Here is a 3,720-nt window from a genome sequence, read left to right on the forward strand (position 1 = left end):
CAGAAAACTGGAAGTTAAGGTATTGACCAAGGGTAGCTGAACTTTCACTTACTAGAAGGTCGCTGATATCTAATACATCACCACCACTACCGGTAGTGAAATCGGTGATTGTATCTACGGCGGGGGCTCCTGCGGTTCCTCCRTCAGCGATTTTCCATACAAAAGTATCGCTGCCATCTCYGCCAGTCATTGTATCGTTGCCACCTGCACCAAAGATAATATCGTCACCACYGTCATCACCGATGAGGGTGTTAGCTCCGCTGGTTCCTTCTATTTCAAGGTTATTGCTATCATTCGTGTTGTGTGATTCTATTAATGATATTCTATGACTCAGATTACTTGGACTCATATCGTCCGAGTCCATATGGTTATACATACCACCATCATCAGCAGGCATATCTAGCCACTCTCCATCTTGAACAGATTCAAGCTGTGTGTGAGCTAAATTTTTCTGTGCAGATGTATATGACCCTCCTCCACTATCAACTACCTCTCCTCCATTGGGACATAGCATAAACGCATCATCTATGGTGATGTAAGTTTCGCTACCAGATTTGGAAAAGGTAATATATTTTATAAATACGTGGTAATAAAGATCATATGGTCCTTGCGAACCTGAAAAGCTTGTCCCACTAGCCAGCATATACTGGGTAGGATCGTTAGGATTCTGAGAAAATCCATATATCGTTCCGCCGCCGCTATGAGTGAAGTTAATGTTACTAATGTGCTCAATCTCTAAATTGGTACTCCCTATACTCTGAAGATCACCATATGACCAAGTATCAAGGGTAAGGGGAGTACCTAAAGATTTTGACCCATAAGTGTCGGGCAAGTCTGTACTGCTGATTATTGTTGAATTTACTGCATCACTACGACCGTAAAGGGTAATCGACACGTTTTGTTGAACAAATCCTCCGTTACCGTCACTAAGCTGAACGGTGTAGACTTGTGTGCGTACTTGACCTGCAGCTAAATCGTCGAGGGCATTATCGCTTACTTCAAAGTTCCATGTGACGCGACCACTACCATCTCCTCCACTATTGTTAGATATGGTCGGGGTGAAAGTGCCTTTATAATCACTAGCTGAAGGCCAAGATGTTATAGTCTGATTACTGAGATCGACATCACCAAAATTGAAACTTCCTGTCTCTGTATGGTTGAAATCATGTTCATTAGAATGCCCATCAGTAAGTTCTGTAATTGCCCCGTTGACATCGATGATGGAAGTTATAGTGGGCGCATCATTCACTGACGACACATTGAACACGATAGATTGGGCTGCACTATCTACAATACCGTCATTGACCGTAAACTGTAAATTAGCATAGGAGGTGCCATGAGCATTAGTATTCGGTTGATACGTAAGGTTGCCAAGTTGACTGTGTGCGATGGTTTGGTTGAGACTGACTAATGCGCCAGAGAGCCTCAAGGTACCAGTCGGTAATTGAGTAATAGTAATCGATTGCAGGGTATCCCCCGTATCAACATCACTAAAATTAAAGTCTGCGGCATTGAATGTATAACTGGAATCTTCATTAATAGTTTTAGTGGTGCTTATTGATGTCGGAGCATCATTTACCGGAATGACATTGAATGTCATGGTTTGCAACTCACTGCTCAATGCTCCATCACTGACGCTGAACTGCAGGTCCGCATAGTTATTCCCGTTGGCATTGCTGGCCGGTAAAAATGAAAGATTGCCGATATCTGAAAATGCGATAACCTTACCGGCGGTGACTGCAGCACCATTCAGAGTCAGTGTGCCAGCGGTGGGAATTTGAGCAATGGTAATGGACTGAAGTGTGTCATCACTATCTACATCACTAAAACCAAAGTCTGCTGCCTGGAATGTGTAATTAGTATCTTCATTAATAGTTTTAGTACTGTCTATTGCAGTGGGTGCATCGTTGACTGATGCCACATTGAACGTCAGAGTTTGCGTTGAACTACTTATCAAGCCGTCGCTGACGCTAAATTCTAGGCTAGCATAATCATCGCCGTTGAAATTATCCCCCACATCTGGTGTAAATTCGAGATTTACGAGATCAGAAAAAATAATATCCTGGCCGTTTGTAACATTTTCACCATTAAGAGTCAGAAAACCCGCAGTTGGAATCTGAGTAATTCTAATGCTCTGTAATGAATCTCTAGTGTCGACATCATTGAAGCGAAAGTCTTCTGCAGTAAAGTTATAGCTATTATCTTCCAGTATGTTTAGCGTGTTATCAGCGGTTGTTGGCCCATCGTTAGTACCGGTCAGGGTGATGACAATGTCCTGATCCACGCTACCACCTGCGCCGTCGGATACAGTGACCGTATAGGTTTGCGTGAGGGTTTGACCGGCGGCGAGATAATCAATGTCACCATCAGACACCTCAAAATCCCAATCGACTTGACCGGTAATGTTATTAATACTTGGACTCAGGTTTCCTCGATAATCACTGCCATTAGCACTGACGCTGAYAAAGTGGCTATCAGTAATATCCTGATCAGTGATCACAAAGCTACCGGATTCAACATGTACTGTGACATTTTCGCCACTGCCACCGTCGGTTATTTCCGTGATTGCACCGGTAACGTTGATGATTNTGATCACAAAGCTACCGGATTCAACATGTACTGTGACATTTTCGCCACTGCCACCGTCGGTTATTTCCGTGATTGCACCGGTAACGTTGATGATTGAGCTAATTGTTGGTGCATCGTTAGTGCCGGTGAGGGTAATGACGATGTCTTGATCAACGGTGTCGCCGATGCCGTCATACACTGTGATTGTATAAGTCTGGGTTAGCGTCTGACCGGCGGCCAGATAATCGATATCGCTATCAGCAACATCAAAATTCCAGTCGATACGGCCGGAGCCATCCCCGGTTGTATTGTCTCCTATAGAGGGCCTGAACCTGCCCAGATATGCGCTACCGGCACTGGCAAAGAACACGCTTTGAGTATCCGTGACAGCGTCGGAAATAGTAAAGCTGCCGCTGTCGGAGAGGGTAGAGGTCAGTTCTCCAGCATCATTGTCGACAATTTCTGTGATGTCACCGGTGACGTTCGTGGCTGCGGTAATTGTGGGTGCATCGTTAGTACCGGTCAGGATGATGACAATATCCTGATCCACGGTACCGCCTTCGCCATCAGATACGGTGACAGTATAGGTTTGGGTTAGCGTCTGACCGGCGMCAAGATAATCAATGTCACTATCAATAACATCAAAATTCCAGTCGATACGACCGGAGCCATCCCCGGTGGTATCGTCTCCTACAGTGACACTGAAACTGCCCAGATATGYGCTACTGGCACTGGTATAGGTCACGCTTTGAGTATCCYCTYGRTCAACGTCGGCTATGGTAAAGCTGCCSCTGTCGGAGAGGGTAGAGGTYAGTTCTCCGGCATCRTTGKCGACAATTTCTGTGATTTCACCAGTGACGTTCGTGGCTGCGGTCATAATAGGYGCATCRTTAGTACCKGTCAGGGTGATGACAATGTCCTGATCTACGGTACCGCCTTCGCCGTCGGATACGGTGATCGTATAGGTTTGCGTGAGGGTTTGACCTTCTGCCAGATAATCGATGTCACTGTCAACCACATCAAAGTTCCAATCGACTTGACCGGTGCCATCGGTAGTGGTGTCATCCGCTAATGTGATCGAGAAGTTGCCCAGATAATCGGCCGCACCAGCTGTGTATGACAGGCTCTGTGTGTCCGTGTGGTCAACATCGC

General features: G+C 45.7%; 1 protein-coding gene and 1 pseudogene. Both read right to left on the minus strand.

Features of this window, described 5'->3' with window-relative positions; all coding sequences use genetic code 11:
* On the minus strand, positions 1-2,500 hold a 2,500-nt coding region (locus tag AKL11_RS26690; RefSeq protein WP_366556864.1), incomplete at its 3' end, for a tandem-95 repeat protein.
* 89 nt (positions 2,501-2,589) lie between these two features.
* Positions 2,590-3,720 (minus strand): annotated as a pseudogene (locus AKL11_RS26695) (VCBS domain-containing protein); the annotation flags it as partial.

The sequence above is a fragment of the Endozoicomonas ascidiicola genome, assembly GCF_001646945.1.
Taxonomy (GTDB): domain Bacteria; phylum Pseudomonadota; class Gammaproteobacteria; order Pseudomonadales; family Endozoicomonadaceae; genus Endozoicomonas; species Endozoicomonas ascidiicola.